Source organism: Streptomyces sp. KL2 (assembly GCF_046529545.1).
GTDB classification, from domain to species: Bacteria; Actinomycetota; Actinomycetes; order Streptomycetales; family Streptomycetaceae; genus Streptomyces; species Streptomyces radiopugnans.
The window spans coordinates 1,914,152-1,939,950 of record NZ_CP127170.1 but is presented as its reverse complement, the minus strand read 5'-3'; the positions used below and the strand labels follow the sequence as shown (position 1 = coordinate 1,939,950).

Genomic DNA, 25,799 nt, shown 5'->3' with positions numbered 1-25,799 from the left:
CGTCACCCGGACCGCCACGACGGCCGTTGTTCGCCCCGCCGACTCCCACCCCGCCGCCGCGCCGGGTACCGTGACTGTGGCCGCACGGGTCGTGGACGCACATGAGGGAGCTGAACGGTGTTCTTCGACATAGGACCCCTCGAGCTGATCGCTCTCGTCATCCTCGCGATCCTCGTCTTCGGCCCGGAGAAGCTGCCGAAGGTGATCCAGGACACCGCCCGGTTCATCCGCAAGGTCCGGGAGTTCTCCGACAGCGCCCGGGACGACATCCGCAGGGAACTGGGACCGGAGTTCAAGGACTTCGACTTCGAGGACCTCAACCCGAAGAACTTCGCGCGCAAGCACCTGCTGGAGAACGAGGACCTGGGCCTGAAGGAGATCCGCAACGGCTTCGACCTGCGCCAGGAGCTCGCCGAGGTCACGGACGCGGTCAACGGCCGGGAGATCGCCCCGGGCGGCTCGGCCGCCTCCGGGACGGGCACGGCCGCGCCCTCCGCGGGCGGATCCGGGGTCGATCTGCACAAGCCCGGCCAGGCGCCCAGGACCGACCCCCCGCCGTACGACGCCGACGCGACCTGAGGCCTCCCGCCGGTGAACCGGGAGGGCCACCTCCCGTACTCCGCAGCCGGTCCTGCCCGGCTCGGCGCACAGGGGTGGCTATCCTCCCTGTGTCCGGGGTCGGGCCGTCCGAGGGGGGCGGGCCTCCCACGACACGGGGCACACGAGGAGGCGTCGCACAGATGGAGACGACGGGCCGGGTAGAGCCGAGAGAGGTACCCGCGTCCGGGGCGGACGGGGTGATCGACGGCTACCTGATGGCCGGCTTCCCCTGGTACGGCCTGGACGAGGCCTTCACCGGCCCGCGCTGGCTGATGCGGGTGGGAGCCGCCTCGGACGGCACGGTCGAGCACGGCTCGACCGGCCACGGGGACGAGCCCTCCTTCCGGGCCGAGCCCGGCCCGGAAGGCCAGCGCTTCGCCGTCGTCGTGACGGTCGCCGACCGTCCGGTGCGCAGCAGCCCGGACGGCACGGGGGTCCTGGAGGCCACCTCGGTGTCGTCAGCCGCCTGGCTGGCCGGGTCGGGCCTGCTGTCGTGCACCTGGCCCGCCCGGATGGAGCGCGGGCTCAGACAGAGCTGGCTCGACCAGCAGACGGCGATCGCCTGGGAACTGGCGGACGACCTGGAGGGCTCCGCCTGGTCCACCCTCTCGCTGCCGGTCGACGGCGCCCCCACCGACTTCCGCTACCGGGAGTCGGAGTACGGATGGGTGCTGGCCGGACCGGCGCACGAGGGGGTGCACATCGGCGCGTACGGGCGGGGGATGAGCGCGTACGGGCTGGGCTTCTCGGTGATCAAGGACCTCGGCGAGTACGGGCACTGAGGCGGGCCGCCGGCCGCCCGGAGCCGTACGCGCGGCGCGGGTGCGCGCACGCCGCGCGGGGGCGTACGGGAGGGCGGCGATGCCACCCGGGGCCCACCGCCCTCCCGCACGCCCCCGACGGAGCCCTCAGAACTTGTTGCGCGGGGTGATCCCCAGCGACATGCCCGCCAGCCCGCGCCGGCGCCCGCCCAGCTTGCCCGCGACCGAGCGGATCGCGGAGCCCGCGGGGGAGTCCGGGTCGGTCAGCACCACCGGCCGGCCCTCGTCGCCACCCTCGCGCAGCCGCACGTCGATCGGGATGGAGCCGAGCACGGGCACGGTGGTGCCGGTGGTCCGGCTCAGTCCGTCGGCGACGCGCTGGCCGCCGCCGGTGCCGAAGACGTCCACCATCTCGTCGCAGTGCGGACAGGGCAGTCCGGACATGTTCTCGACCACGCCCACGATCTTCTGGTGGGTCTGCACCGCGATGGACCCGGCGCGCTCGGCCACCTCGGCGGCCGCCTGCTGCGGGGTGGTCACCACCAGGATCTCGGCGTTGGGGACGAGCTGCGCCACGGAGATGGCGATGTCGCCCGTGCCCGGCGGCAGGTCCAGCAGCAGCACGTCCAGGTCGCCCCAGTAGACGTCGGCCAGGAACTGCTGGAGGGCGCGGTGCAGCATCGGCCCGCGCCACACCACCGGGGCGTTGCCCGGGGTGAACATGCCGATCGAGATGACCTTCACGCCGTTGGCGGACGGCGGCATGATCATGTTCTCGACCTGGGTGGGGCGGCCGTCGGCGCCCAGCATGCGCGGCACCGAGTGGCCGTAGATGTCGGCGTCCACGACGCCCACCTTCAGACCGTCGGCCGCCATCGCCGCCGCCAGGTTGACCGTCACCGAGGACTTGCCGACGCCGCCCTTGCCGGAGGCGATCGCGTAGACCCGGGTCAGGGAGCCGGGCCTGGCGAACGGGATCTCCCGCTCGGCCTGGCCGCCGCGGAGCGTGGCCGCCAGCTCGCGGCGCTGCTCGTCGCTCATCACGTCCAGGGAGACCGCCACATCCGTGACGCCCGCCACGCCGCGGACCGCCCGGGTCACGTTCTCGGTGATCGTCTCGCGCATCGGGCAGCCGGAGACCGTCAGGTAGACGGTGACCGCGACCGAGCCGCCGTCGCCGATCTCCACCGACTTCACCATGCCCAGATCGGTGATGGGACGGTGGATCTCGGGGTCGTCGACGGTCGCGAGCGCGGCGCGGACCGCGTCCTCGGTGGGGGCGGGGCTGGATGCCGCGGACGTGTCAGTAGCCATGCCCCGATGGTACGGCGCACCGGCGGCGGCGCCGAAGGCGGCGGATGAGACGCGGGTCACCGCCCGAGGGCACCGGGACGGGGCGGGGCGGGCCGGGGGCAGCCGGGGGCAGCCGGGAGACGGGGCCGGATCACCGCTCGCGGTCGGGCGGCGGCTCCAGGGCGCCGCGCTGCTCCAGCTCCTTGAGCAGGTCCTGGAGCTCGGAGCGGATCCAGTCCCGGGTGGCGACCTCGCCCATGCCCATCCGCAGTGCGGCGATCTCCCGGGTGAGGTACTCGGTGTCGGCCATGGAGCGCTCGCTGCGCTTGCGGTCCTGCTCCAGGTTCACCCGGTCCCGGTCGTCCTGCCGGTTCTGGGCCAGCAGGATCAGCGGGGCGGCGTAGGACGCCTGGAGGGACAGGGCCAGGGTCAGGAAGATGAACGGGTACTCGTCGAAGCGCAGGTCCGGTGGGGCCACGATGTTCCAGATGACCCACACCACGATGGTGAACGTCATCCAGACGATGAACCGGCCGGTCCCCAGGAAACGGGCGATCCGCTCCGACAGCCGCCCGAACGCCTCCGGGTCGTACTCCGGCAGCGGACTGCGGCGCGGCACCATCGGCTGGTCCAGCCGGGCGCGGGCCGCGCGCCCGGTGGCCGGCGGAAGGCTCCGCTCGCGTTCCCTGCGCGCCATGCGCTCGTCCCGTTCCCTGTCAGCCATCGGCGGTCCCTGGGCCGTACTGGCGGTTCTCCGTCTGTTCGTGCACTGCGAACGTCTCCCGGGCGGCGGCCTCCCGCCAGTCGTCGGGCAGCAGGTGGTCCAGTACGTCGTCGACGGTGACGGCGCCCAGCAGCGATCCGCTCTCGTCCACCACCGGCACCGACACGATGTTGTACGCGGCCAGGTAGCTGGTCAGCGTGGGCAGCGGGGTGTCCGGCGGCAGCGGCCGCAGATCGGTGTCCACGACCGAGCCGACCAGGGTGCCGGGCGGCTCGCGCAGCAGCCGCTGGAAGTGCACCAGCCCCAGGTACTTGCCGGTCGGGGTCTCCTCCGGCGGGCGGCACACGTACACCTGGGCGGCCAGCGGCGCCGAGAGGTCCTGCACACGCACCCGGGCCAGCGCGTCGGCGACCGTGGCGTCGGGGCGCAGCACGATCGGATCGGTGGTCATCATGCCGCCCGCGGTGCGCTCCTCGTACGTCAGCAACCGCCGCACCGGGGCGGCGTCCTGCGGCTCCATCAGCTCCAGCAGCCGGTTCATGTCCCCCTCCGGCAGCTCGGACAGCAGGTCGGCGGCGTCGTCGGGGTCCATCGCCTCCAGGACGTCGGCGGCGCGCTCCTCCTTGAGCTTGCCGAGGATCTCCACCTGGTCGTCCTCGGGCAGCTCCTCCAGCACGTCCGCCAGCCGGTCGTCGTCCAGCGCGGCGGCGACCTCCGCCCGCCGCTTGGGCGACAGATGGTGCAGGACGTTGGCCAGGTCGGCCGGGCGCAGCTGCTCGAAGGTGGCCAGCAGGTTGGCCGCGCCCTGGCCCTCCTCCTCCAGTGACAGGCCGGTCACCGCCGACCACTCCACGGTCAGCGTCTCGCCCGCCCGCCGCCGGCGCAGCCCGCCGCCGCCGCGGCGTACGAAGACCTTGTCGATCAGCCAGTCGCGGCGCCCGGGGACCTGGGTGAGGCCGATGTCGAGCACGGTGACCTTCTCGCCCGTCTCGACCAGCGTCACCTGGCGGTCCAGCAGTTCGCCCAGGACCAGCGTCTCGGTGGGCCGCTGCTCGAAGCGCCGCATGTTGACCACACCGGTGGTGATCACCTGGCCCGACGCGACGCCGGTCACCCGGGTCATGGGAAGGAAGATGCGCCGCCGGCTGACCACCTCGACGACCAGCCCGAGCACGCGCGGCGGACGTCCGCCGACGCGCAGCATCGCCACCACGTCCCGCACCCGGCCGACCTGGTCCCCGACGGGGTCGAAGACGGCCACGCCGGAGAGGTGCGAGACGAAGACCCGCTGGGCGCCCAGCACCATGGTCCATCCTCCGCTTCCCACTCGGTCCGCCGCGTGCGGCAGGTTCCGCATCCGCCGTACGCGCCGTACCTGCCGTGTGTGCCGTGTACCCGCGTGTGGCCGAGTGCCCGCATGCGGGGCGTAACCCGAATGCGGTTTTCAGGCTAACGCGCCCCGTTCCGGCCCCGTGCGGCGGCACCGGCCGTACGGTCGCCCGCGACCCGCTCCGGGTGCCCCCGGTAGGGTGCCGTCGTCCTGCCCCGGCATCAGGAGGAAGAGCTGACGTGACTGCGTGGGTCCACGGTGTTCGCGCCCGGAGCAAGGCCGTGTCGGTGGGGGCGGTCTGCGCGGTCCTGCTGACCCTGCTCACGGGATGCGGGTCGAAGGACCCGAACGAGGGGACCAACGGGGTCGGCAGACTCCCGGCCGCCGAGATCGAGGAGAGGGCGGCCAAGGCCGCCCGGGCGGCGCAGTCCGTACGGCTGTCGGGCAGCGTGGTCAGCAAGGGCCGCACCTACCGGCTGGACATGCGGCTGAAGGACAACGGCGGTCTGGGCGAGGTCTCGGCCAGGGGCGGCCCCCGCTTCGAGCTGCTGCGGGTCGGCGAGGACCTCTACATCAAGGCGAACGCCGACTTCTGGGCCGACCAGGGCAAGGGCGACGAGAAGCCGGACGACGCCGACCTCACGGCGGCCCGCAAGCTGGAGGGCAAGTACGTCAAGGTGCCCTCCGGCGACCCCGCCTACAAGCAGCTCAGCGGATTCACGGACAAGGACGTGCTGCTCGACGGGCTGCTCACCCTGAACGGCGAGCGCGGGACCGGTGACCACGGCGAGGTCGACGGCGTGCGGACGGTCGAGGTGCGGGCCGCCGAGGGCGACGGCGGGATACTCAGCGTCTCGCTGATCGGCACGCCCTACCCGCTGCGGCTGGAGCGCGGCGGCGACGCGGGTGTGGTCCAGATGCTGGAGTGGGACAAGGAGTTCACGCTGCGCGCCCCGGAGAAGGACCAGATCGTCGACTACGGCAAGAAGATCTCGGCGGCGGAGTGACGGCGGAGTGACGGAGCCGGGCGCCCGCCACCCGGTTCCCTCCGGTCGGTTCCGTCCCGTCCCCCGGCGCCGCTCCCCGGCGTCCTACCGGCCCTTCCTCCCAGGCCGGCCGCGGCGCAGCAGCTTCGGCAGCCCGGCCGGGACCGGGCGGCGCGTGGTCGCCGGCGTCGTCGGCGGGACGGCGGCCCGCAGCCCCTCCGGCATCGAGCCGGGTCCCTCCAGAAGCGCTCCGGCGGGCTCCAGGCGCAGCACACGGCACTCGCGGGCCCAGCGCTCGGCGATCGTCGTGGTGTCCGGCGCGTTGAGCCGCCTGCCCGCCAGTTCGGCCACCGCCTCCCGCCACTCCTCGCCGCCCGGCGGCAGCTCCACCACCCGGGCCGGCCAGACGGCCAGCAGCCCGCCCTTGTCCTTGCTGCGCACGGAGACCGTGGCGGCGGCGCCGCCGGTGAGCCCCAGAGGCTCCAGCGGCTGCTCCGCGGGGCCGTCGCCCACCAGGTGCACGGCGCCGTCGTGCCAGACGTGCCACAGCGCACGCTCCGGCCCCCGGGGGCCGCGCACCCACACCAGCGCGGACTTCTTCGCCGACTCCTCGATCAGCGCCCGGTCGGACACGGGAAGGGGCGCCGGGGACATCCGGGAGCCGGCGGGAACGGACGGATCGGCCATGGGGCGACCCTACCGCCGCGCCGGCCGCCCCGGCCGCCCCGGCCGTGCCGGAGGCCCGGGGGCGGGTCCGGCAGCCGGACGGTCAGTACCGCGGCATGGTCACGCGCCTTACGCTGGTGGCCGGCGGCGCGGCCCACCGGCGCCCCGACCCGTTCCGGTCCCGAACCGGGTCCCGAAGACCCCGGTCGGGACCTCAGCAGCCCCGGAGAGGAGCCCAGTGCGCGCCGTCAGGACCCGTACCGCCGCGCCCCGACAGGCAGCCGGAGCCGTGGCGGGACGGCACCCGGGCACCGGCCTGGACCTGTTCCTGCTGGCGGTCGCCGTGTCCGGCATCTCCCTGTCCGCGCCCCTGATCGCGGCCACCGCCGCCCCGGCCCTGGCCATCGCATTCTGGCGCAACGCCATGGCGGTCGGCGCCCTCACCCCGCTGGCCCTCCTCCGCCACCGGGCCGGACTGCGAGCCATGGGACGCCGCAACGTGCTGCTGGCCGCCGCCGCCGGCGCGCTGCTCGCGCTGCACTTCGCGCTGTGGCTGCCCAGCCTCCACATGACCTCGGTCGCCTCCTCGACCGCGCTGGTCACCACCACCCCGATCTGGACCACCCTGCTGCTGCGGCTGCGCGGCCAGAGCTCGCCCGCCCTGGTCTGGGCGGGCACGGCGGTCGCCTTCGCCGGAGTGGTGATCCTCACAGGGGTCGACCTGTCGCTCTCGCCGCGGGCGCTGGCGGGCGACGCCCTGGCGCTGGGCGGCGGCATGGCGGCGGCCGGGTACGTCCTGCTGGGGGCGGAGGTGCGCCGCACGGTCTCCACCACCGCCTACACCTACGTCTGCTACAGCACCACGTCCGTGCTGCTGCTGGCCGCCTGCCTGGTCTTCGGCGCCGACCTCGGCGGCTACAGCGGCGAGACCTGGATCAAACTCGCCGTCCTCACCGTCACCGCGCAACTGCTGGGCCACTCGCTGATCAACCGGGTGGTGCGAGGGCTCGGACCGTCGGTCACCTCCACGGCGATCCTGCTGGAGACACCGGGCGCGGCTCTCATCGCGGCGCTCTGGCTGGGCCAGAACCCGCCGGCGGCCGTCTACGGGGCGCTGGCGGTGATCCTGCTCGGCCTGGCCCTGGTGGTCCGGGGCAACGCCGGGCCCGCGCGCCGCGCGCGGACCTGACGCCCCGTCCGGTCTCCGGTCCCCGCCCCCGGGCCCCGCGGCGGGCCGTTCCTACAGCCAGCCGTTGCGCTTGAAGCCTCGGTGGATGGCGTAGCAGATCCCGACGATCACGGCCATGACGGCCGGGTAGCCGTAACGCCACTGGAGTTCCGGCATGTACTCGAAGTTCATGCCGTAGATCCCGGCGATCATCGTCGGGACGGCGAAGATCGCCGCCCATGAGGTGATCTTCCGCATGTCCTCGTTCTGCGCGACCGTCGCCTGGGCCAGGTTCGCCTGGAGGATGGAGTTGAGCAGGTCGTCGAAGGAGAGCACCTGCTCGTTGACCCGGGTCAGGTGGTCCGCCACGTCGCGGAAGTACTTCTGGATGTCGGGGTCGACCAGCCGCATCGGCCGCTCGCTCAGCAGCTGCATCGGCCGCAGCAGCGGCGAGACCGCCCGCTTGAACTCCAGCACCTCGCGCTTGAGCTGGTAGATCCGCCCGGCGTCGCGGCCCCGGCGGCCCTTGCCCGCGCTCTCGGAGAAGACCTGGATCTCCACCTCGTCGATGTCGTCCTGCACCGCGTCGGCGACCGCCAGATAGCCGTCCACCACCTGGTCGGCGATGGCGTGCAGCACGGCCGAGGGGCCCTTGGCCAGCAGCTCGGGGTCGTCCTCCAGCCGGTGGCGCAGGGTGCGCAGTGAGCCCTGACCGCCGTGCCGGACGGTGATGATGTAGTCCCGGCCGGTGAAGCACATCACCTCGCCGGTCTCCACCACCTCGCTGGAGTCGGTGAGTTCGGCGTGCTCGACGTAGTGGATCGTCTTGAAGACGGTGAACAGGGAGTCGTCGTACCGCTCCAGCTTCGGCCGCTGGTGCGCGTGCACCGCGTCCTCCACGGCGAGCGGGTGCAGGCCGAACTCGCGGGCGATGCCGGAGAACTCCCGCTCGGTGGGCTCGTGCAGACCGATCCACACGAACGCCCCGCCGCCCGGACCCCCTTGCGGCCCCTGGGGCCCCTGCTGCTCCCCGGCGCGCAGGGAGCGCAGGGCCTCGGCCGGGGTCATGTGCCGCGACTCGCGGCGGCCGTCGCGGTAGACGGCGCAGTCCACCACCGCGCTGGTCGCGGTGGTGTCGACGCCGGAGGCGTCGTGGGCGTAGGGGGAGCGGCCGCCCCGGCGCAGGGTGGGGCGGACCGCGGCGCGCAGGTCACGGATCATCGACATGCTGGGCTCCTTCGCGTGCCGAGCCGCCGGTGAACGGGCGCAGCGCTGCCCGGAATGGGGGCCTACGGGGCCGTCGACGGGAAGTCCACGGGCCGGAGGTCTGCAAAGCGGGCACCACGCGGGACCGTACGCACAGGCGGCATTCGCTGAGAACGTCGGTCGAGCAGGGGACTCATGCGCTCTTCCGCGAAGCCGGTCCGCAGGAGAAAAAAGGGACTTCCAGGGTTTCACCGCTCGGCGGTGGGGGGAGGAAGGCCCTCAGGCAAGGGGACGTGGCTGCCGTACGGAAGAGCGGCTGGTACTGCACGGTCGACTCGGATCCATCGCAGCCCCACCTCCTCCGGCCGGTCCCCGCTGGGGGAAATCTGTGTACACGCCTTGACCAGCAGTCAACGGTAGCACCCGCGGACGCTCCTCACCTCCCGCTCCGGGGCCGACTCGTACCCTCTTTGCCTGATCAATACACGATCTATGCTCGCCGTATGGCACACGTTCTGGAACTGGTCGAGGCCCGGCTGCGCAGCGCCCTGGGCGAGCCCGACGCACGGGCGGCGGTGACCTTCCTGGGCGCCGACCGGATCGAGGTGCTGCGCTTCCCGGACACCCGGGAGGGTTCCGGCGGCGGGAACGGCCTGGTGCGCTACGCCACCCTGGGGATGTCCGCCGCTCCCATGGCCGACCCCGCCGCCGTACTGGCCGACCCCGAACGAGGGCCCCGCGCCGAGCTGGTGCTGACGGTGCGCGCCGGTCTGGCCGACACCGACAAGGTGCTGCGCCCGCTCGCCGTGCTCGCCGCCTCCCCCCAGGTCGAGGGCGTGGTCGTGGCCCCCGGCGCCTCGCTGGACGTGGGCGAGCCGCTGTGGCCGGGCGCCCCCTTCACCTCCGTGCTGGTCGCCGAGCCCGGAGGACTGGTGGAGGATCTGGAACTGGATCCGCCGATGGACCCGGTGCGCTTCCTCCCCCTGCTGCCGATGACGCCCAACGAGGCGGCCTGGAAGCGGGTGCACGGCGCGGCGGAGCTACAGGAGCGCTGGCTGGCCCGCGGTACGGACCTGCGCGATCCCCGGCGGGCGTCCGTCTCCCTGACGGACTGAGATCCCGCCCGGACCCCGTCCGGAGCACCGTCCGCGCCCTCCGGCCGGCCGCCGCCGGGCGCGCCCCGGACGATCCGTACGAGTGATCGTCCTTGACGCCGGGCTTCCCGGGGAGGACCGTGGGCCCCATGAGGGGCGAACCCACTTGCCCGAAGTGCGGCGGCCGTGTCAGGGCGCCCGGTCTCTTCGCCGACTCCTGGCAGTGCGATGTGCACGGCACGGTCCATCCGCTGCAGCCGGTGCTCCCGCCGAGCGTCGAGGCGCTCGGCGTGGTCCTCCACAGAGCCCAGGTCCCGGTGTGGATGCCCTGGCCGCTGCCGATCGGCTGGCTGTTCACCGGGATCGCCTACGCGGGCGACGACCGCAGCGGCGGCCGCGCCACCGCCGTGGCCTGTTCCGGGCCCGGCCCGCTCGGCGGCCCCGGCGAACTGCTGCTGGTCGCCGAGGAGCTGGGCGTCGGACTGGGGGCGCGCTACGCCGGAGTGCCCGGCCCCGACCCCGGCCCGCTGATCGACGTGGACCGGCCCCCGCACGCGAAGGTCCTGGCGGCCGGACGGCCCACCCCGCTGTGGCTGGTGGACGAGGCGCCCGAGGACCGGGCGGTGTTCGCGGGGGAGGCCCGCGGCCTGTGGCTGTGGGCGATCGTCTGGCCCGAGCAGTCCGGGATGCTGATGTACGACGAGCTGGTGCTCACGGATCTGCGGGAGGCGGGGGCCGAGGTGGAGCTGGTGCCGTGCGGGGCGCTCTCCCCCCAGCTGCTCACCCGCCCAGGGGCCTGACCGGCGGCCGGGCCGGGGGCGGGACGGGCGCGGGGCGCGGCAGGGACCGGGCGGGGGAGGGGCCGGGCGCGCGCCTGTTCTACTCTGGGGTGTCCGCCTCAGCCGTCCGCCGTGGGAGTCACATACCGTGCGCATCGACCTGCACACCCACTCCACCGCTTCGGACGGCACCGACACCCCCGCCGAGCTGGTGCGCAGAGCCGCCGCCGGACTGGACGTGGTGGCGCTGACCGACCACGACACGGTCGCCGGGTACGCCGAGGCGATCGCCGCCCTCCCCGCGGGCCTCACCCTCGTCCCCGGCGCGGAGCTCTCCTGCCGCCTGGACGGTGTGAGCCTGCACATGCTGGCCTATCTGTTCGACCCGGCCGAGCCCGAGCTGGCGCGCGAGCGCGAACTCGTCCGCGACGACCGGGTGCCGCGGGCCCAGGGCATGGTCGCCAGACTCCGCGAGCTGGGCGTGCCGATCACCTGGGAGCGGGTCGCCCGGATCGCCGGGGACGGCTCGGTCGGCCGTCCCCACATCGCGAGCGCGATGGTGGAGCTGGGCGTCGTCGAGACCGTCTCCGACGCCTTCACCGCCGAGTGGATCGCCGACGACGGCCGGGCCTACGTCGGCAAGCACGAACTGGACCCCTTCGAGGCGGTCCGGCTGATCAAGGGCGCCGGCGGAGTCGCGGTCTTCGCGCACCCCCTGGCCGTCAAACGCGGGCGGTGCGTACCGGAGAGCGCCATCGCGGAGCTGGCCGCCGCCGGGCTCGACGGCATCGAGGCCGACCACATGGACCACGACGCCGCGACCCGCGAGCGGCTGCGGGGCATGGCCCGCGACCTCGGTCTGCTGGCCACCGGCTCCAGCGACTACCACGGCAGCCGCAAGACCTGCCGGCTCGGGGAGTACACCACCGACCCCGACGTCTACGCCGAGATCGCCGCCCGCGGGTCGGGCACGGCGCCCGTCTCCGCCTGAACCGCCCTCAGATCCGCACCGCGCGCACCGCGCACATCAAGCAAGGCAGCACCGTGTTCGACGTCGCCCTCTTCGGATCCGTCTTTGTCACGCTTTTCGTGATCATGGACCCGCCCGGCATCATCCCGATCTTCCTCGCCCTCTCTTCCGGACGCCCGGTCAAGGTCCAGCGCAGGATGGCGCTCCAGGCCACCGCCGTCGCCTTCGGCGTGATCGCCGTCTTCGGTCTGCTGGGGCAGCAGATCCTGGACTACCTGCACGTGTCGATCCCCGCGCTGATGGTCGCGGGCGGTCTCCTGCTGCTGCTGGTCGCCCTGGACCTGCTCACCGGCAGGGCCGAGGAGCCCACGCAGACCAAGGACGTCAACGCCGCGCTGGTGCCGCTGGGCATGCCCCTGCTGGCCGGGCCCGGCGCGATCGTCTCCGTCATCCTGGCCGTGCAGCGGGCGGACGGGCCGGCCGACCACGCCGCGGTGTGGTCGGCCATCGTCGTGCTGCACATCGTGCTCTGGCTGGTGATGCGGTACTCGCTGCTGATCATCCGCGTCATCAAGGACGGCGGCGTGGTCCTGGTGACCCGGCTCTCGGGCATGCTGCTGTCGGCGATCGCGGTGCAGCAGATCGCCAACGGCGTCACCCGGTTCATCCAGGGCGGCTAGACGGAGCCGGCCCCGGACCCGGGCCCCGTCCCGCTTTCCGCCCCGTCCCCGCAGTCGTGCCAGAAGGCGGCCAGCGCCTCGGCCGTCTCCGCGGGACGCTCGGCCCCCGGCGAGTGCTCGGCCCCCGCCACCACCGTGCGCCGGGCGTCCAGCCGCCGCGCCATCTCGTCCATCAGCGCGACCGGCCAGGCGTAGTCCACCTCGCCCGACAGCACGTGCTTGGGCAGGGGCACGGCCGCCAGCGGGCCGACCCGGTCCGGCTCGGTCAGCAGCTGGCGGCCGGTGGCGACGAGCTGCTCGGGGACGGTGGCCAGCCAGCGGCGGTGCAGGAACTCGCCGACCGCGGGGTCGGTGGCCTCGTCCGCGGCCTCGGGCGGGTCCAGGTCGCGCATCGCCCGCCACACGGACTCCATGTCCAGCACCGCCAGCGCCTCGATCAGCATCCTGGTGCGCTCCTGCTGGAGGTGTGCGATGGCGGCGGGGCCGGAGCTCATGATCGTCAGAGAGCGGAAGGGCGCCGCGTCCCGCAGCACGGCGGCCCGGGCGATCAGCCCGCCCAGGGAGTGCCCCAGCAGGTGGACGTTCCCGCCGAGCGCCTCCGCCTGGACCAGTACGTCCTGGGCCAGCTCGTCCTGGGCGTACGCGCCGAGCTCGCGCGGCCCCTCGGTCTCGTACTGCCCGCGGCCGTCCACGGCCACCACACGGAAGCCCGCGCGGGCCAGCGGGGCGAGCAGGGCGATGAAGTCCTCCTTGCTGCCGGTGAACCCGGGCACCAGCAGGGCCGTACCGGCGCGCGGCTCACCCGCGTCGTGAACGGCGAACTCGCCGCGCGCGGTCTTCAGGCGGTACGCCCGGGCGCCGGGCGGCAGGGTCAGGGTCGGCGGCTTGCTCATGGAGGCGAGGCTAGCGGCCACCGCCCGCGCCCATACCCGCACCCATGACGGCGCCCGCCCCCGCCGCGGGTGCGGCGGGGGCGGGCGTCCGGTGTGCGACGGCGCGCCCGGGGGCGCGCCGTTTGTGCCGTCAGCTCTCCGGGGTGGTCTCCGGAGTCGCCGAGCGGGCGCCGGCTCCACCGCGCGTACGACGGCGCCGGCGCGGCCTGCGGGCATCGCCGGAGGCGTCCGCCGCCCGTCCGCGGGTGCGCCCTCGCCGCCCTGCGCGGCCGGGGCCCCGGCGTGCGCGGACTGCTCGGCCCGGCCTGCCTGGGGAGCGGAACCGGCGCGGGTGCGACGGCGGCGGCGCGGCCTGCGGGTCTCGCCGGAGGCGTCCGCCGGCGATCCGGCGTCCTCGGCCTCGCCGGCCGGGCCCGCCGGCTCCGGGGCGGTGTCGGCGCCGGGGTGCTCCATGGACAGGCCGCCGCGGGTACGGCGGCGCCGGCGCGGGGTGCGGGTGCGCGGCGCGCGCTCCTCGGTGGCGGTGGCGGTGGCGGTGGTCGCGGCCCCGCGGCCGCGGCCCCTGCCCCGGCCTCCGGTCTCGCCCAGGTCCTCGACCTCCTCGGCCGCGAGCCCGGCGCGGGTGCGCTCGGCGCGCGGCAGTATCCCCTTGGTGCCCTCGGGGATGTCCAGCGCCTCGTACAGGTGCGTGGAGGTGGAGTACGTCTCCGGCGGGTCGTTGAAGTCCAGGTCCAGCGCCTTGTTGATCAGCTGCCAGCGCGGGATGTCGTCCCAGTCGACGAGGGTGACGGCCGTACCCGTGTTGCCCGCGCGGCCGGTGCGGCCGATGCGGTGCAGATAGGTCTTCTCGTCCTCCGGCGTCTGGTAGTTGATCACGTGCGTGACGCCCTCGACGTCGATGCCGCGGGCGGCGACGTCGGTGCAGACGAGCACGTCGATCTTGCCGTTGCGGAAGGCGCGCAGCGCCTGCTCGCGCGCCCCCTGGCCCAGGTCGCCGTGCACCGCGCCCGCGGCGAAACCGCGGTGCGAGAGCTGGTCGGCCACATCGGCCGCCGTCCGCTTGGTGCGGCAGAAGATCATCGCCAGTCCGCGGCCGGTGGCCTGCAGGATCCGGGAGACCATCTCCACCTTGTCCAGCGAGTGCGCCCGGAAGACGTGCTGCGCGGTGTTGGCCACCGTCGCGCCCTCGTCGTCCGGCGCGGTGGCGCGGATGTGGGTGGGCTGCGACATGTAGCGGCGGGCCAGGGAGATGACCTGTCCCGGCATGGTCGCGGAGAACAGCATCGTCTGCCGCTTGACGGGCAGTTGCTGGATGATCTTCTCGACGTCCGGCAGGAAGCCGAGGTCGAGCATCTCGTCGGCCTCGTCCAGCACCAGCGTGCGGATGTGCGCCAGGCTCAGCTTGCGCTGGCCGGCCAGGTCGAGCAGCCGGCCCGGGGTGCCGACGACCACGTCGACGCCCTTCTTCAGCGCCTCGACCTGGGGCTCGTAGGCGCGGCCGCCGTAGATCGCCAGCACCCGGACGTTGCGGACCTTGCCCGCGGTCAGGAGGTCGTTGGTGACCTGCTGGCACAGCTCGCGGGTGGGGACGACCACGAGCGCCTGCGGGGCGTCGGTCAGCTGGTCCTGCGTGGCCCGGCCGGCGTCCACGTCGGCGGGGACGACGACGGAGTCCAGGAGCGGCAGGCCGAAGCCGAGGGTCTTGCCGGTGCCGGTCTTGGCCTGGCCGATGACGTCCGATCCGGACAGGGCGACCGGGAGGGTCATCTCCTGGATGGGGAACGGGGACGTGATGCCGACGGCTTCCAGGGCCTCGGCGGTCTCGGGAAGGATCCCGAGCTCTCGGAATGTGGTGGTCAGGATGCTTGCCTCTTCCGTGAGACGCGGGACGGGGGAGCGAGGGCGCACCCCGGGGGAGCGGGGTGGGTCGTACCGCGCCGGACGCCGGCTGCCTGTCGGGCGGCCTCGCGGCGCAGGACCACGGGCTCTCGCTCAAGCGCTCGTACCGCGCGAGCGGGCCCCTCACCGCGGTCCGTACGGAACGCCCGGCTGCGTGTCTCCGCAGCCGTCGCTCCGCATACGGCCCGCGTGGAGGGCGGTCGTGTCGGAGCCGATCGGGCCACCGACCGGGCATCCGTTGCGGGCCCGGGGAACGTCCCCGGAGCCCGGATAACACAGTATGCGCAGAACCCGCTGTCAGGAAGCGGGCCTAATATCACTGTACCCCCTGATCCCGCATCCGCGCCCGGCCGATCTTCGGTTCCGGGCCGCCGCGGAGGCCGCCCCGGACCGTGCCGGGCACCTCCCGGGCAGGTCGGACGGCCTGGCGGCGGGCTATTGTGCCCGGCATGGAGACGTCTGACACATCCCCCGCCGGCCCCGAGGGACCCGAGAAGGCCGAGAGGACCGGAGGAGTCGAGGAGACCGAGGAGACCGCCGTCCAGGACTGGGCCGCGGCCTCGGCCGACCCCCGGTACCGGGCGGCGGTCGTGGACCTGCTGGGCGCGCTGGCCTACGGGGAGCTGGCCGCCTTCGAAAGACTCGCGGAGGACGCCAAGCTGGCCCCGACCCTGGTGGACAAGGCGGAGCTGGCCTCCATGGCGTCGGCGGAGTTCCAGCACTTCGAGCGGCTGCGCGGCCGGCTCGCGGAGATCGGCGAGGACCCCGCCGCGGCGATGGAGCCGTTCGCCGCCGCGCTGGACGAGTTCCACCGCCAGACCGCGCCGTCGGACTGGCTGGAGGGCCTGATCAAGGCGTACGTCGGCGACTCGATCGCCTCCGACTTCTACCGGGAGGTCGCCGCCCGCCTCGACTCCGACACCCGCGCCCTGGTGCTGGGCGTGCTGGACGACACCGGGCACTCCGGCTTCGCGGTGGAGAAGGTGCGCGGGGCCATCGAGGCCGACCCCCGTGTCGGCGGCCGGCTCGCCCTGTGGGCCCGCCGCCTGATGGGCGAGGCGCTGTCGCAGGCCCAGCGGGTGGTCGCCGAGCGCGACGCGCTGTCGACGATGCTGGTCGGCGGGGTCACCGCGGGGTTCGACCTGGCCGAGGTCGGCCGGATGTTCTCGCGGATCACCGAGGCCCACACCAAGCGCATGGCCGCGCTGGGACTGGCGGCCTGACGGGCGCGCCGCGCCGCCCGGGCGGCACGGCCTTCGGGCCGCGCCGCCTCAGGCCGCGCCCACGCGCGGCCGGCCGGCCGCCGGACCGCCGCGGTGGCGGGGGCGGACCAGCAGGGACAGCAGGGCCGCCGCGACCAGGGCGGCGACCACGAGGGTGGGAAGCGCGTACCCGGGGCCCAGCACCACGCGCGTGATCACGCCGCCGCCGAAGGCGGCCGCGGGTCCGGTGACCAGAACCAGGGACCGGTCGCGGAACCGGTCCGCGAAACGGTGGCCGGCGACGAGGGCGACGGCGAGACCGACGAGCGCCGAGCCGAGCACTTCCCAGAGCATTGGGTCCTCCTGCGGGCCGGTGGGGTGCGCATCGGGCTACTCGGTCCTACCCAGGGCGCGCGGAGGACGAAACGGAGGGCCGGGCGGGAATCCCGCCCGGCCCTCCGTACACCGCTCCCACGAACCTCGCGGCCGGTCCCGTCGCCGGGTTCCGGAGCGCCGCGGATCCCTGCGGGTCCTTACAGAGCCCCGAAGCCCACCTTGCGGCCGCTGGGCTCGCCGATGTCCACGTAGGCCAGCCGGTCGGCCGGGACGACCACCCGGCGACCGTGCTCGTCCACCAGGCTGAGCAGCTGCGACTTGCCGGTCAGCGCCTCGGCGACGGCGCGCTCGATCTCCTCGGCCGTCTGCCCGCTCTCCAGAACGATCTCGCGGGGCGCGTGCTGCACGCCGATCTTGACCTCCACGGCTATGTCCCTTCCGAACGGTTGGTGATTCTCCCTGGCTGAGCCGGGGCGGGGTGCGCGGGCAGGCCGCGCCGTCATGCCAGCAACATTAGCCCTCGCGGGGGCGGTGGGCCGCTCGCGACCGCACGCCGACAGCGAACACCGGACGGTCGCGCGGCGGAGGGCGGCCAGGGGTCAGCCGTGCATCGGGAAGCCCGCGATGCCCCGCCAGGACAGCGAGGAGATGAGCCTGGTGGCGGTGTCGCGCGGGACCTTCTGCCCGGCGCTCAGCCAGTACCGGGCGGTGATCTGCGCCATGCCGCACAGCCCGACGGCCAGCAGCATCGCCTGGTCCGGGGGCAGGTCCGTGTCCTCGGAGATCACCTCGCTGACCGCCTCGGCGCAGTCCAGGCTCACCTTGTCCACGCGGTCGCGCACCGCGGGCTCGTTGGTCAGGTCGGACTCGAAGACGAGCCGGAACGCCCCGCCCTCGTCCTCCACGTACGCGAAGTAGGCCTCCATCGTCGCCGCGACCCGGTGCTTGTTGTCCGAGGTCGAGGCCAGTGCCGCGCGCACCGACTGGACCAGCGCCTCGCAGTGCTGGTCGAGCAGGGCCAGGTACAGGTCGAGCTTGCCGGGGAAGTGCTGGTAGAGCACCGGCTTGCTGACACCCGCGCGCTCGGCGATGTCGTCCATGGCCGCGGCGTGGTAGCCCTGGGCGACGAACACCTCCTGTGCCGCACCGAGCAACTGGTTGCGTCGGGCCCGGCGTGGCAGCCGTGTGCCACGCGGGCGTGCCTCGGTCTGCTCGATGGCTGTCACGCTCGCCTCCTGGGGTCTCCCTGGAACGTCTCCCGGGCAGGGCCCGGACCGAGCCCCGGGGGTCCGGGGGCCCGGGGAATCCGGGGAGAGGTCGTCGATGCTTCCGCGCGCGGGGTGCGCTGCGTCCGCCATCGTACTTTTGGGTAAACCGCCTGTGCGTCCGGCGGGCACGGAAATCCGCGCCTCGAACGCGCGATGTATCGGTTTAGCGGTAATCGTCCTCGTCCAGTTCGACGACGCGCGCCTGCTCGGCGGCGTCCGCGGGATTCACCTCCGGTGAGGCGGTGGCCAGCGGCGGCGCGTCCCCGCGGGGCAGGACCTCCGCGTGCTGTTCGGCCGCGTCCGCCTCGGGAGCCTCGACTCCGAACCGCTCGGCCGCGGGCCTCTCCTCCTCGTCCTCGAACCGGTCGAAGGTGTCGGGGTCGGTGGGGTCAACAGACATGACGATCCTCTTTCCAGGCTGAAGGGGTTCCACACGAGCCTAGGAGAGGAGAATCGCGGAGGCGAGGAAGGTGTGACCCCGAACACGTGAGAGCGGCAGTGATCGTCTCGTAACATTGCCCCATGTCATCGACCGAGCAGCCGCAGCCGCAGGCGGCGGCCCCGATCGAGGTCCCCCCTTCGGGTCGGTCGCGCGCCGGGGAGGGCGAGACGCACAGGTCCGTGTCGCTGCCCGGCCTGACGCTGTCGGTGCGCGGACGGCCGGGCCGGCGCGCGGGGCTGCCCGCCGCGCTGTACGTACACGGCCTGGGCGGATCCTCCCTGAACTGGTCCCCGCTGATGCGGGAGCTGGCCGACGAGGTCGAGGGCGAGGCGCTCGACCTGCCGGGCTTCGGCCACTCGCCGCCGCCCGACGACGGCGACTACTCGGTCTCCGCGCACGCGCGCGCCGTCATCCGCTACCTCGACGTCCGCGGGCGCGGCCCGGTGCACCTGTTCGGCAACTCCCTGGGCGGCGCGGTCGCCACCCGGGTCGCGGCGGTCCGGCCCGACCTGGTGCGCACCCTCACCCTCGTCTCGCCCGCCCTGCCCGAACTGCGCCCGCAGCGGACCGCGATCCCCACCGCCCTGCTGGCGGTGCCCGGAGCCACCAGGCTCTTCGGGCGGATGACCCGCCACTGGACGGCCGAGCGGCGCACCCGGGAGCTCCTGGCGCTGTGCTACGGCGATCCGGCGGCGGTCTCGCAGGAGGAGTTCGAGGCGGCCGTGGCTGAGTACGAGCGCCGGCTGGCCCTGCCGTACTTCTGGGACTCGCTCTCCCGGTCGGCGCGCGGCCTGGTGAACGCCTACACCCTCGGCGGCCAGCACGCGCTGTGGCGCCAGGCCGAGCGGGTGCTGGCGCCGACGCTGCTGGTGTACGGCGGGCGGGACCTGCTGGTCTCGTTCCGCATGGCGCGCAGGGCCGCCGCCGCGTTCCGCGAATCGCGGCTGCTGGCGCTTCCCGACGCGGGGCACGTCGCGATGATGGAATATCCGGAGGCGGTAGCGAGCGCCTTCCGGGATCTGCTGGGAGAAACCGATACGGGCAGGGGTTGACAGTCGTGGGACGTCACAGTCGCCGGGGCCGGCCGGGCAGCGGCAAGCCGACGGCCACGGCCGACGGGCAGCGGCCCGCGGCCCGGCCGGCCCCGGAGGAGGCCCCGCACCCCCGTCCGGCCCCGCCGCACCTCCAGCCCGACGGGCGCGTCGCCGGCCCGCACGGCGCGCCACGGGTCCGCGGTGGCCATCCCGAGCAGCGCGAACCGGGCGGCGGCTGGGGCCTGCCGCCGCGGCGGCCCCCCGCCCCGGGCGCCGGGCACGGGCCCGCCGGACCGCCGCGGGAGACGGTGTACGGGACGGGGCGGATGCCGCGCCGGGAGTACGTCGAGGCGTTCGACGACGGCGTCTACGGCTCGCCGGGCGTACCGCGTGCGGACGGGTCCGAGCCGGAGCCCGGAGCCGGGGCCCGGGGACGGGCCGGCGGCCTCCGCGCGGACGAGCCGGACGGCGAGGACGGCCGGAACGGCGAGGACGGCCGGAACGGCGAAGACGGCCGGAACGGCGAAGGCGGTGGCGGCCGGGACGGGCGCGGCGCACGGGGCGCGCGGGGCGGGCGCGGCCGGGCCTTCACCGGGGTCGCGGCCGCGGCCGTGACGACCGTGCTGGCCGTCGTGGTGGCCGGGCAGGTCGCCGACGGCCGGAGCGGCATGGACCGGCAGTTGCGGGCCGGCGGGGACGCCCCGCGGGCGGGCGCCTCGGACGCCTCCCGCTCCGAGGCACGTCCCACCCCCTCGGACGGAGCGGACGAGGGGAAGGCGCGGTCCGGGACGCGGGCCTCCTACGGCGAGCGGATGGGGCGGCTGTTCGACCTGGCCCCGGACTTCGAGGGATCGGGCCGGCTCACCGCCGTCGCCGGACGGGACGAGGCGCCCGGCAAGGGGGAGGTCGTCCGCTACCGGGTCGACGTCGAGGACGGGCTGCCGCTGGACGGGGAACTGTTCGCCGAGGCCGTCCACCGCACCCTCAACGACGAGCGGAGCTGGAGCCACGGGGGCGCCCGCACCTTCGAGCGGGTCTCCGGGAAGCCCCGGGGGTCCGGAGGCGTCGCCCCGGCCTTCGTGATCACGCTCGCCTCGCCCTCCACCACCGCGAAGTGGTGCGCCAGATCGGGTCTGGACACCACGGTCGACAACGTCTCGTGCGACTCGGCCTCGACCGAGCGCGTCATGATCAACGCCTACCGGTGGGCGCGCGGTGCGGACACCTTCGGCCCGGACCGGATCCGGGAGTACCGGGAGATGCTCATCAACCACGAGGTGGGCCACCGGCTCGGCAAGGGCCATGTGAACTGCCCGAAGGAAGGCGCCCTGGCGCCGGTGATGATGCAGCAGACGAAGTACCTGACGGTGGGCGGGGCGACCTGCCGGCCCAACGCCTGGCCGTTCCCGGACGCCTGACGGCCCCTCCGGCCCGCCGTAGACGACCGAACGTTCAATCGCGCCGAAAGTCACGGTAGTTCACCCCTTCCGGTGGTGTGGCGGACAACCGTCCGCCGCGCCGCCCCGCCTCGCGCATAACGTCTTCCCGCGACGCCACGGCGACGGCCGGTGGCCCGGAGGAGGAACGGGGGTGGACAGGTGCGCATCGCACTGCTCACGGAGGGTGGCTATCCCTATCCGCGCGGTGACTCGTCCGTGTGGTGCGACCGGCTGGTGCGCGGTCTGGACGGCCACGACTTCGAGGTCCACGCGCTCGGCCGCGACGAGCGGCACAGGGACGGCGCATGGCCCGCGCTGCCGGTCAACGTCCGGAGGGTGCGCACCGCCCCGCTGTGGGGCCCCGCCCCCGGGGGCGACGGGCGCCGCAGCGGATACGGGCGGCGCCCGAGGCGCCGGTTCGGCGAGCACTTCGCGGACCTGGCCCGCGCGGTCTGCGCGGGTGCGGGCGGCGCGGTGGTGGAGGGCGCGGAGGGCGGGGACGGAGGGGCCGCCGCCGAGGCGGACCGTTTCGCCGACGGCCTCCACGGGCTGGCGGACCTGGCCCGGGAGCACGGCGGACTCCCCGCGGCCCTCCGCTCCGAACAGGCGGTCCGGCTGCTGGAGAGCGCGTGCCGCGCCCCCGGTGCGCTCCGGGCCGTGCGCTCGGCGACACCGGCCGACCTGCTCACGGTCGCCGAGCAGTTGGAGAGGGCGCTGCGGCCGCTGTCGCTGGACTGGTACGGGGACGGGAGCGGGGGGAAGACCTCCGGTCTCGCGGCCGCGGACCTCTGCCACGCGGTGGGCAGCGGCCCCGCCGCGCTCCCCGGCCTGCTGGCCCGGCGCCTCTTCGGCACGCCCCTGCTGGTGACCGAGTACGGCGTGCGGCTGCGCGAGCACTACCTCGCCAGTGCCGCTCACGCCGTCGCGCCGGACGCCGTGAGCGCGCCGGTGCGGGCCCTGCTCGCCTCCCTCCACGGGAACCTGGCGCGCGAGGCGTACCGCCGAGCCGAGCTGGTCACCTCCGGCAACACCCACGCCCGGCGCTGGCAGGAGAGGTGCGGGGCGGACCGCGGGAGACTGCGCACGGTCTACCCGGGCATGGACGCGACGGAGCTGACGGAGCTGACGGAGATCGGGGAGGACGCGGGGCGGAAGCGGCCGGACCCGGTGCTGGTGTGGGTCGGGCGGACCGGTCCCGCCAGGGATCTGGTCGGCCTGCTGCACGCCTTCGCCGAGGTGCGCAGGGCCGTGCCCGGCACCCGGCTGCTGATCGCCGAACGGCCCGGCGGCCCGGCCCCGGAACGGGACCCGGAGTCGGCGCGGTACCTGGCGCACTGCCGGGCGCTGGCCGCGCAGCTCTTCCCCGACGAGGCCGCCGGCCCCCTCAGCGTCGGGGAGAACCCGGTCTGCTTCGCGCGGATCGGCGACCCCGCGCTTCCCCGGCTCGCCGACGCCTACGCCGCCGCCGACGTCGCCGTGCTCTCCAGCGTGGTGGAGGGCTTCCCGGTCTCACTGGTCGAGGCGATGTTCGCCGGCCGGGCCACGGTCTCCACGGACGTCGGCGCGGTGTGCGAGGCCATCGGAGGCACGGGGCTGGTGGTGCCGCCGCGCAATCCCCGCGCCCTGGCGGACGCCTGCACGGCCCTGCTGCGCGACCCGGCCCGCCGTGCCCGGCTGGGCGCCGCCGCGCGGGCCCGGGCCCAGGAGCTGTTCACCGCGGAGCGGAACGCCGCGTCGTTCCGCGGCATCTACCTGGAACTGCTCTCGCGGCGTCCGCGGCCCGCCGACCCGGCCTCCGCCGCGCTGCCGTTCGCCCGCCCGCCCGAGGCCCACCTTCCCGGCCGCTGGACCGCTCCCGCCGCGCCCGCCGCCCCGGCGGCCGCCCGATCCGGCGGGCGTCCGGCCCGCGCCCCGAGCTGGGCCCGTACGGCCGCGGCGGGCGTGCCCGCCGGACGGGGGAGGGGGCGCCGGTGAACGTCCCGCCGTATCCGCACCGGCCCGCCGACCCCGTGCGCTCGCTGCTGCACCACCACCGGGAGCTGTGCGCACGGGCCGTGGACCCGCTGGAGATCGCCGCGGCCCTGGAGGCGCACGGGATCACCGACCGCACCGCGGCCCGCTACCGGCACCGGGACGTGTTCTCCCTCTCCGAGGAGCTGTACGCCCGCACTCCCCGCGCCGACGGAGCCGGCGAGGTCCACGGAGCGGACGGAGCCGGCGCCGGAGGACCCCGGGACGAGGCGCCCGGCGCACGGACCCTCCGGCACAGCCGGGGGGCCGGACGGGCGCGCTCGGCGGTCGCCGCGCTGCTCCCCCTGCTACCCGGCGGACTGTGCGCGGCGGCACCGGCCGCGTACGCGCTCACCGAGAGCCTCCCGGCGCCCGCCCGTGCCGCCGCCGGCGCGGCCGGAGCCCTGCTCGTCCTGCTGTCGGTACGGCTGTGCCTGCGCGGTACGGCGCTGAGCGGGACCGCCGTGCTGGGCGGCTGCCTGCTGGCCGGACACGCTCTGGCCGGCGGCCGCCCTCTGGCCTGGGCGCTGGACGGCCGGGTGCCCGTGGTGGACGTTCTCCCCGGCGAGTGGTGCGTGCCGCTGGGCCTGGCGCTGGCCGTCGCGCCCGCCGTGTGGTGCGCGCGCTGGTTCGCCGCGCGGGCGAGGCCGCGGCTCGGCGACAGCCGCAGCCTGGAGGAGTTCGCGGCCCGGACGCGCCCGCTGCTCGCCGCCGCCGTCGCGCTGTTCGCGGCCACCCTGCTCGCCGTGCTGGCCGCCGCGCACGCGCTCGTGGACGGCGGCCTCACCGGCGGCCCGTCCGGCGGTGTGATCGACGGCGTGATCGGCGGCGTGACCGGCCCGGAGGGCGCGCGGATCGCCGAGGCGGCCGCGCTGGGCACCCTGCTGTTCACCGCCCTGCTGCTGTCCGCCCACGGCTTCCCGGCCGCCGCCGCGGGCGGCGTCGTCGCGGCCTGCGCGCTGGAGGCCGCGGCGCTCGCCGCCGCCGCGGCCTCCGGGCACACCCGCCTGACGCTCCCGGGCCGCCCCGTGGAGGCGCTGGCCACCGCCTGGGGGCCGGCTGCCGTACCCGCCGCGGCCTGCGCCTGCGCGGCCCTGGCCCTGTCGGCCGTCGCCGCCTCCCGTCTCACCGGCGCGTCCGCCCACCACCGGGAGGAGCCGTGATCCGGCGCCCGGCCCCTTCCGCCCCTCGACCGTCTCCGCCGGCGCACACGACCCTCGCGCGCCGCGCACCATCGACCAAGGAGCACACCCGATGACCGTTTCGCGCGCCACCGGCGTCACCACAGCAGTGCGGGAGGACGCCCGATGAGAGTGCTGCTGATCGGCGCGAACGGATACCTCGGCCGCCATGTGGCCGACCGCCTGCTCGCCGACCCCGCCGTCCAGCTCACCGCGCTGGGCCGGGGCGACGACGCCGACGTCCGCTTCGACCTGTCCACCGGCAGTCCCGGGGCGCTCACCCGCTTCCTGGACGCCGTCCACCCGGGCGTCGTCGTCAACTGCGCCGGCGCCACCCGCGGCGGCGCACGGGACCTGATCCGGCACAACACCGTGGCCACCGCCACCGTCTGCGAGTCGCTGCGCCGCAGCGGCTGCGGGGCCCGGCTGGTCCACCTGGGCTGCGCCGCCGAGTACGGGCCTTCCCCGGCGGGCTCCTCCACCGGGGAGGACGCGGTGCCGCGCCCCGGCAGTCCGTACGGCGTCAGCAAGCTCGCCGCCAGCGAACTGGTGCTGGGCTCCGGGCTGGACGCCATCGTGCTGCGCGTCTTCTCCCCGGTCGGTCCGGGCACGCCCACCGGTTCGCCGCTGGGACGGCTGGCGGAGGCGATGCGCCGGGTGATGCAGCAGGGCGACGGCGAGCTGAGGCTGGCCGGGCTGGCCGTCCAGCGCGACTTCGTGGACGTGCGGGACGTGGCCAGGGCGGTGCACGCCGCCGCCCTGTCGGCCGCCCAGGGCGTGGTCAACATCGGCTCCGGCCGCGCGGTGCGGCTGCGCGAGGTGGTCTCCGTGCTGGGCCGGGTGGCCGGCCACACCGGCGCGGTGCACGAGATGGACGACCAGCACCAGGCGGGCGGCCCGCAGGCGCCCCCGTACCCCGACGGCTGCGGCCCCTGGCAGCAGGCGGACGTGCGCAGCGCGCGCGACCGGCTCGGGTGGCGGCCCCGGATCGGCCTGGAGGAGTCGCTCGCGGACATCTGGATGGAGGCGGCATGCCGTATCTGACCAGTTCCGGCCGGCGCAGACCGGCCGCCGGAGTACCAGGCCGCCTCGGCGTCGGGGTGCCCGGCTACGCGCACCCGATGGTGGCGCCCGTGGAGTGGACCGAGCTGACCCGGCCGGGCGCGCCGGTGCACTGGGCGGTGCTCAACGTGGCGCGCGGACCGGGGGAGCGCTCCGACCCGTACTGCGCGGCGGCGGCCGCCGGGCTGCGCGAGGCCGGGGTGCGTGTGCTGGGCCACCTGGACCTGCGGCACGGCACCCGTGACTTCGGCCCGCTGGTCCACGACGCGCACCGCTTCCTCGACTGGTACGGGGTGGACGGCTTCTACCTGGACCGCTGCCCGGGCGACCGGGCCGCCCTGCCGGAGGTGTGCCGGGTGGTGGCCGCGCTGCGCGCCCTGGGCGAGGAGGCCCACATCGTCCTCGGGCACGGCACCCACCCCTTCCCCGGCTACGCGGAGGCCGGCGACCAGCTCGTGACGTTCTCCGGGTCGTGGGCGGACTACCGCTGGTCGCAGGTGGCCGAGTGGACGGCGGAGCACTCGCCGGAACGCTTCTGCCACCTGGTGCACGGGGTGCCGCGCACCCATCTGGAGGAGGCCGTGCGCATCGCGCGCTGGCAGGGGGCGGGCACCGTCTGGTTCACCGACCGCACCCGCCGCGGGCGCCGGGGGGAGGCCGTGGACCCCTGGGAGGCCATGCCCGGCTACTGGGACGAGATCGTCTCGCGCCTCGGACCTGGTGTCTCGGAATGAGATAGGGCGTGGCAGTGTTACGGAAGGAACAACCGTCCACCG

25 protein-coding genes are annotated in these 25,799 nt (G+C 74.9%); 15 read left to right on the top strand and 10 right to left on the bottom strand.

Annotated features, from left to right (window positions below):
• The first annotated feature begins 117 nt into the window (after window positions 1–117).
• Both QPK52_RS08645 and QPK52_RS08640 read left to right on the top strand, forming a co-directional pair.
• On the top strand, window positions 118–579 hold the full coding sequence (locus tag QPK52_RS08645; RefSeq protein WP_410536636.1) for a sec-independent translocase: 462 nt from the start codon (window positions 118–120) through the stop codon (window positions 577–579).
• A 161-nt stretch (window positions 580–740) separates the two neighbouring features.
• Window positions 741–1,382 carry a hypothetical protein gene (locus QPK52_RS08640; RefSeq protein ID WP_410536635.1) on the top strand — a complete coding sequence of 214 codons (642 nt, stop codon included), beginning with the start codon at window positions 741–743 and terminating at the stop codon, window positions 1,380–1,382.
• Window positions 1,383–1,508: 126 nt separating this feature from the next.
• Here the strand turns inward: QPK52_RS08640 and QPK52_RS08635 are convergent, their stop codons facing one another.
• From QPK52_RS08635 to QPK52_RS08625, 3 genes are all read right to left on the bottom strand, one after another.
• The gene (locus QPK52_RS08635) at window positions 1,509–2,675 is read right to left on the bottom strand and encodes an Mrp/NBP35 family ATP-binding protein (RefSeq protein ID WP_410536633.1); all 1,167 of its coding nucleotides are present in this window, start codon (window positions 2,673–2,675) and stop codon (window positions 1,509–1,511) included.
• Window positions 2,676–2,805: 130 nt separating this feature from the next.
• On the bottom strand, window positions 2,806–3,378 hold the full coding sequence (locus tag QPK52_RS08630; protein WP_410536631.1) for a DUF1003 domain-containing protein: 573 nt from the start codon (window positions 3,376–3,378) through the stop codon (window positions 2,806–2,808).
• On the bottom strand, window positions 3,371–4,684 hold the full coding sequence (locus tag QPK52_RS08625) for a magnesium transporter MgtE N-terminal domain-containing protein (protein WP_410536630.1): 1,314 nt from the start codon (window positions 4,682–4,684) through the stop codon (window positions 3,371–3,373). Before QPK52_RS08625 ends, QPK52_RS08630 begins: the two co-directional genes overlap by 8 nt.
• Window positions 4,685–4,947: 263 nt before the next feature.
• Here QPK52_RS08625 and QPK52_RS08620 point away from each other — a divergent pair, with 263 nt between their 5' ends.
• Window positions 4,948–5,715 (top strand): hypothetical protein, encoded by a 768-nt coding sequence (locus QPK52_RS08620; protein WP_410536629.1) that lies wholly within the window; start codon window positions 4,948–4,950, stop codon window positions 5,713–5,715.
• An 84-nt stretch (window positions 5,716–5,799) separates the two neighbouring features.
• Here QPK52_RS08620 and QPK52_RS08615 read toward each other — a convergent pair whose 3' ends face one another.
• Window positions 5,800–6,381, bottom strand: a complete 582-nt coding sequence (locus QPK52_RS08615; protein WP_410536627.1) for a hypothetical protein — start codon at window positions 6,379–6,381, stop codon at window positions 5,800–5,802.
• 217 nt (window positions 6,382–6,598) lie between these two features.
• Here QPK52_RS08615 and QPK52_RS08610 point away from each other — a divergent pair, with 217 nt between their 5' ends.
• On the top strand, window positions 6,599–7,549 hold the full coding sequence (locus QPK52_RS08610) for a DMT family transporter (protein WP_410536625.1): 951 nt from the start codon (window positions 6,599–6,601) through the stop codon (window positions 7,547–7,549).
• 51 nt (window positions 7,550–7,600) lie between these two features.
• Here QPK52_RS08610 and QPK52_RS08605 read toward each other — a convergent pair whose 3' ends face one another.
• Window positions 7,601–8,755 carry a magnesium and cobalt transport protein CorA gene (locus QPK52_RS08605; RefSeq protein WP_410536623.1) on the bottom strand — a complete coding sequence of 385 codons (1,155 nt, stop codon included), beginning with the start codon at window positions 8,753–8,755 and terminating at the stop codon, window positions 7,601–7,603.
• A 482-nt stretch (window positions 8,756–9,237) separates the two neighbouring features.
• On the opposite strand from QPK52_RS08605, the gene QPK52_RS08600 reads away from it, so the two are divergent.
• The 4 genes from QPK52_RS08600 (at window position 9,238) to QPK52_RS08585 (ending at window position 12,257) form a co-directional block, all read left to right on the top strand.
• The gene (locus tag QPK52_RS08600) at window positions 9,238–9,849 is read left to right on the top strand and encodes a suppressor of fused domain protein (protein ID WP_410536621.1); all 612 of its coding nucleotides are present in this window, start codon (window positions 9,238–9,240) and stop codon (window positions 9,847–9,849) included.
• 128 nt (window positions 9,850–9,977) lie between these two features.
• Window positions 9,978–10,628: a DUF6758 family protein gene (locus tag QPK52_RS08595; protein WP_093661262.1), complete on the top strand. Its 651-nt coding sequence runs from the start codon at window positions 9,978–9,980 to the stop codon at window positions 10,626–10,628.
• A gap of 127 nt (window positions 10,629–10,755) precedes the next feature.
• Entirely contained in the window at window positions 10,756–11,598 is an 843-nt protein-coding gene (locus QPK52_RS08590) for a PHP domain-containing protein (RefSeq protein WP_410536619.1), read from the top strand.
• Window positions 11,599–11,651: 53 nt separating this feature from the next.
• Entirely contained in the window at window positions 11,652–12,257 is a 606-nt protein-coding gene (locus QPK52_RS08585; RefSeq protein ID WP_410536618.1) for a MarC family protein, read from the top strand.
• Here QPK52_RS08585 and QPK52_RS08580 read toward each other — a convergent pair.
• On the bottom strand, window positions 12,254–14,917 hold the full coding sequence (locus QPK52_RS08580; protein WP_410536616.1) for an alpha/beta fold hydrolase: 2,664 nt from the start codon (window positions 14,915–14,917) through the stop codon (window positions 12,254–12,256). The genes QPK52_RS08585 and QPK52_RS08580 overlap by 4 nt on opposite strands.
• 581 nt (window positions 14,918–15,498) lie before the next feature.
• On the opposite strand from QPK52_RS08580, the gene QPK52_RS08575 reads away from it, so the two are divergent.
• Window positions 15,499–16,272 carry a ferritin-like fold-containing protein gene (locus tag QPK52_RS08575; protein WP_410536614.1) on the top strand — a complete coding sequence of 258 codons (774 nt, stop codon included), beginning with the start codon at window positions 15,499–15,501 and terminating at the stop codon, window positions 16,270–16,272.
• Window positions 16,273–16,320: 48 nt separating this feature from the next.
• Here QPK52_RS08575 and QPK52_RS08570 read toward each other — a convergent pair whose 3' ends face one another.
• The 4 genes from QPK52_RS08570 to QPK52_RS08555 all read right to left on the bottom strand — a co-directional run bounded on the left by QPK52_RS08570 (window position 16,321) and on the right by QPK52_RS08555 (window position 18,255).
• Window positions 16,321–16,605, bottom strand: coding sequence for a hypothetical protein (locus QPK52_RS08570; RefSeq protein ID WP_093661273.1), 285 nt, complete (start codon window positions 16,603–16,605; stop codon window positions 16,321–16,323).
• Between the two features lie 179 nt (window positions 16,606–16,784).
• Window positions 16,785–17,012 carry a DUF3107 domain-containing protein gene (locus QPK52_RS08565; RefSeq protein ID WP_410536612.1) on the bottom strand — a complete coding sequence of 76 codons (228 nt, stop codon included), beginning with the start codon at window positions 17,010–17,012 and terminating at the stop codon, window positions 16,785–16,787.
• A gap of 174 nt (window positions 17,013–17,186) precedes the next feature.
• On the bottom strand, window positions 17,187–17,813 hold the full coding sequence (locus QPK52_RS08560) for a TetR/AcrR family transcriptional regulator (protein ID WP_093661277.1): 627 nt from the start codon (window positions 17,811–17,813) through the stop codon (window positions 17,187–17,189).
• Window positions 17,814–18,018: 205 nt separating this feature from the next.
• Window positions 18,019–18,255, bottom strand: a complete 237-nt coding sequence (locus QPK52_RS08555; RefSeq protein WP_410536610.1) for a hypothetical protein — start codon at window positions 18,253–18,255, stop codon at window positions 18,019–18,021.
• Between the two features lie 122 nt (window positions 18,256–18,377).
• On the opposite strand from QPK52_RS08555, the gene QPK52_RS08550 reads away from it, so the two are divergent.
• The 6 genes from QPK52_RS08550 to QPK52_RS08525 all read left to right on the top strand — a co-directional run bounded on the left by QPK52_RS08550 (window position 18,378) and on the right by QPK52_RS08525 (window position 25,757).
• Window positions 18,378–19,349: an alpha/beta fold hydrolase gene (locus tag QPK52_RS08550; protein ID WP_410536609.1), complete on the top strand. Its 972-nt coding sequence runs from the start codon at window positions 18,378–18,380 to the stop codon at window positions 19,347–19,349.
• Between the two features lie 5 nt (window positions 19,350–19,354).
• On the top strand, window positions 19,355–20,749 hold the full coding sequence (locus QPK52_RS08545) for a DUF3152 domain-containing protein (RefSeq protein WP_410536607.1): 1,395 nt from the start codon (window positions 19,355–19,357) through the stop codon (window positions 20,747–20,749).
• 180 nt (window positions 20,750–20,929) lie between these two features.
• Window positions 20,930–22,744 (top strand): DUF3492 domain-containing protein, encoded by a 1,815-nt coding sequence (locus QPK52_RS08540; protein WP_410536606.1) that lies wholly within the window; start codon window positions 20,930–20,932, stop codon window positions 22,742–22,744.
• Complete coding sequence (locus QPK52_RS08535) at window positions 22,741–23,943, top strand: hypothetical protein (RefSeq protein ID WP_410536605.1); 1,203 nt, start codon at window positions 22,741–22,743, stop codon at window positions 23,941–23,943. Before QPK52_RS08540 ends, QPK52_RS08535 begins: the two co-directional genes overlap by 4 nt.
• Window positions 23,944–24,087: 144 nt before the next feature.
• Window positions 24,088–25,005: an NAD-dependent epimerase/dehydratase family protein gene (locus QPK52_RS08530; protein WP_410536603.1), complete on the top strand. Its 918-nt coding sequence runs from the start codon at window positions 24,088–24,090 to the stop codon at window positions 25,003–25,005.
• Window positions 24,993–25,757 (top strand): spherulation-specific family 4 protein, encoded by a 765-nt coding sequence (locus QPK52_RS08525; RefSeq protein WP_410536601.1) that lies wholly within the window; start codon window positions 24,993–24,995, stop codon window positions 25,755–25,757. Before QPK52_RS08530 ends, QPK52_RS08525 begins: the two co-directional genes overlap by 13 nt.
• The last annotated feature ends 42 nt before the right edge of the window (window positions 25,758–25,799 follow it).

Excerpts from the sequence above, each read along its gene's own strand:
- QPK52_RS08580 (WP_410536616.1), bottom strand. The coding sequence starts at position 14,917 with ATGACCCTCCCGGTCGCCCTGTCCGGATCGGACGTCATCGGCCAGGCC.
- QPK52_RS08630 (WP_410536631.1), bottom strand. The coding sequence starts at position 3,378 with ATGGCTGACAGGGAACGGGACGAGCGCATGGCGCGCAGGGAACGCGAG.
- QPK52_RS08595 (WP_093661262.1), top strand. The coding sequence starts at position 9,978 with ATGAGGGGCGAACCCACTTGCCCGAAGTGCGGCGGCCGTGTCAGGGCG.
- QPK52_RS08530 (WP_410536603.1), top strand. The coding sequence starts at position 24,088 with ATGAGAGTGCTGCTGATCGGCGCGAACGGATACCTCGGCCGCCATGTG.
- QPK52_RS08640 (WP_410536635.1), top strand. The coding sequence starts at position 741 with ATGGAGACGACGGGCCGGGTAGAGCCGAGAGAGGTACCCGCGTCCGGG.
- QPK52_RS08600 (WP_410536621.1), top strand. The coding sequence starts at position 9,238 with ATGGCACACGTTCTGGAACTGGTCGAGGCCCGGCTGCGCAGCGCCCTG.
- QPK52_RS08635 (WP_410536633.1), bottom strand. The coding sequence starts at position 2,675 with ATGGCTACTGACACGTCCGCGGCATCCAGCCCCGCCCCCACCGAGGAC.
- QPK52_RS08615 (WP_410536627.1), bottom strand. The coding sequence starts at position 6,381 with ATGGCCGATCCGTCCGTTCCCGCCGGCTCCCGGATGTCCCCGGCGCCC.
- QPK52_RS08525 (WP_410536601.1), top strand. The coding sequence starts at position 24,993 with ATGCCGTATCTGACCAGTTCCGGCCGGCGCAGACCGGCCGCCGGAGTA.
- QPK52_RS08555 (WP_410536610.1), bottom strand. The coding sequence starts at position 18,255 with ATGTCTGTTGACCCCACCGACCCCGACACCTTCGACCGGTTCGAGGAC.
- QPK52_RS08625 (WP_410536630.1), bottom strand. The coding sequence starts at position 4,684 with ATGGTGCTGGGCGCCCAGCGGGTCTTCGTCTCGCACCTCTCCGGCGTG.
- QPK52_RS08575 (WP_410536614.1), top strand. The coding sequence starts at position 15,499 with ATGGAGACGTCTGACACATCCCCCGCCGGCCCCGAGGGACCCGAGAAG.
- QPK52_RS08605 (WP_410536623.1), bottom strand. The coding sequence starts at position 8,755 with ATGTCGATGATCCGTGACCTGCGCGCCGCGGTCCGCCCCACCCTGCGC.
- QPK52_RS08550 (WP_410536609.1), top strand. The coding sequence starts at position 18,378 with ATGTCATCGACCGAGCAGCCGCAGCCGCAGGCGGCGGCCCCGATCGAG.
- QPK52_RS08570 (WP_093661273.1), bottom strand. The coding sequence starts at position 16,605 with ATGCTCTGGGAAGTGCTCGGCTCGGCGCTCGTCGGTCTCGCCGTCGCC.